Source organism: Nocardioides flavus (ex Wang et al. 2016), assembly GCF_014653115.1.
GTDB lineage: Bacteria > Actinomycetota > Actinomycetes > Propionibacteriales > Nocardioidaceae > Nocardioides > Nocardioides flavus.
Genome location: NZ_BNAD01000031.1, coordinates 1 through 1,315, shown reverse-complemented (window position 1 = coordinate 1,315; position 1,315 = coordinate 1). Strand labels below are relative to the sequence as shown.

At 67.9% G+C, this 1,315-nt stretch carries 1 protein-coding gene; it reads right to left on the bottom strand.

Annotation, left to right across the window (positions count from 1 at the left end):
* The coding region (locus IE200_RS20455; protein ID WP_456237885.1) for an integrase core domain-containing protein at window positions 1–1,271 on the bottom strand (1,271 nt) is incomplete at its 3' end.
* Between the last annotated feature and the right edge of the window lie 44 nt (window positions 1,272–1,315).

Here is a 1,315-nt window from a genome sequence, read left to right as displayed (position 1 = left end):
TCAGCGGTCTTGGGTGGGGGGCCGTGACGCTGGCGCTGGCCGTTGCCGACGTAGGTGATCCCGGGTGCCGGGCGGGTGTGCTCGATGAGGATTTCGCCGTCCAGGTCGGTGATGGTGAGGGCATCGCCGTCGGTGACGACCAAGACGGGCTGGAGTCCGTATCGGCCGGCGACCAGGTAGGTGACGGAGTCGAGGCGGAAGGTGCCTGCGGTGCTGAGTCTCTTCATGATGGTGCCCTCGGGCAGGTCCGGGGGCGGCTGGACCCGGGGTCGGCGGAACGCAGTCGCTACCGGTGGTTCGAAGCGTGGCCGGTCGGGGCTGGGGCGTGGTGGATCAGCCCTGGGGGTCGCGTCCCACGCCGTTTGGGGTGTGACTCGGCCCGGCAGGCCCTGATGGGGGCGTTGCGTGTTGTAGATCAGGTCGAACGCGTCGATCTGTGCCTGCAGCTCGGCCAGGGTGTCGGCCAGCGGCTGCTTGTCGAGGTAGCGGAACAGCGTCTGGTGGAAGCGTTCGTTCTTGCCCTGGGTGGTCGGCTTGTATGGCTTGCCGGTGATCGGCTCGGTACCCAGCCGCGTCACGTGCTCAACGAGTTGGCCGAGGTACCCGCGTCGGGACGGCTTGAGCGCGATCCCGTTGTCCGACAACAGCCGCTGTGGGACGCCATGGGCGGCGACGGCCTTGTCGAACACCGTGATGGCTGCCTCAGAGGTCTCTCCCGAAGCGACGTGGGAGGCGAGGGCGTAGCGGGAGTGGTCGTCGATGAGTTGGAAGACCACGCACGGGCGTCCACCCGTCAGCACGTACTCGGTGGCATCGAGTTGCCAGCACGCGTTCGGTGCGGGGTAGACGAAACGGCGCCAGGCCGAGCGCGGCCTCTTCCTCGGCTCGAAACGTGCCACACCGGCTTCGCGGAAGATCCGCGACAGCGACGCCGTCGAAGGCACGACGGGCAGCCCCATCGCGCGCATCTTGTCGTGCACGCTGATCGGCCCGTGGTCCAGCCCCGAGGCCTCGAGCGCGGCACGAACATCGAGGGCTTGCTTCTTGACCTCGTCGGTCAGCCTGTTCGGGCTCGTCGTGGGGCGACGGCTCCGGGGCTCGAGCACAGCGGCCGGCCCCTCGGCCCGGACGCGCTTGCGCAGCTCATAGAAGGACTTACGGGAGATCTCATGCTCAGCGCAGAAGGTCGAGACAGCCCCGCGAGGCGCGTTATCGGGCCACTGCGAGATCGCAAGACGGACACGGGGATCGATGGGTTCATGGACTGCCACCGCCGCAGCCTGAGGGCAGAAGTGTCACCACCAAGACCACCAGA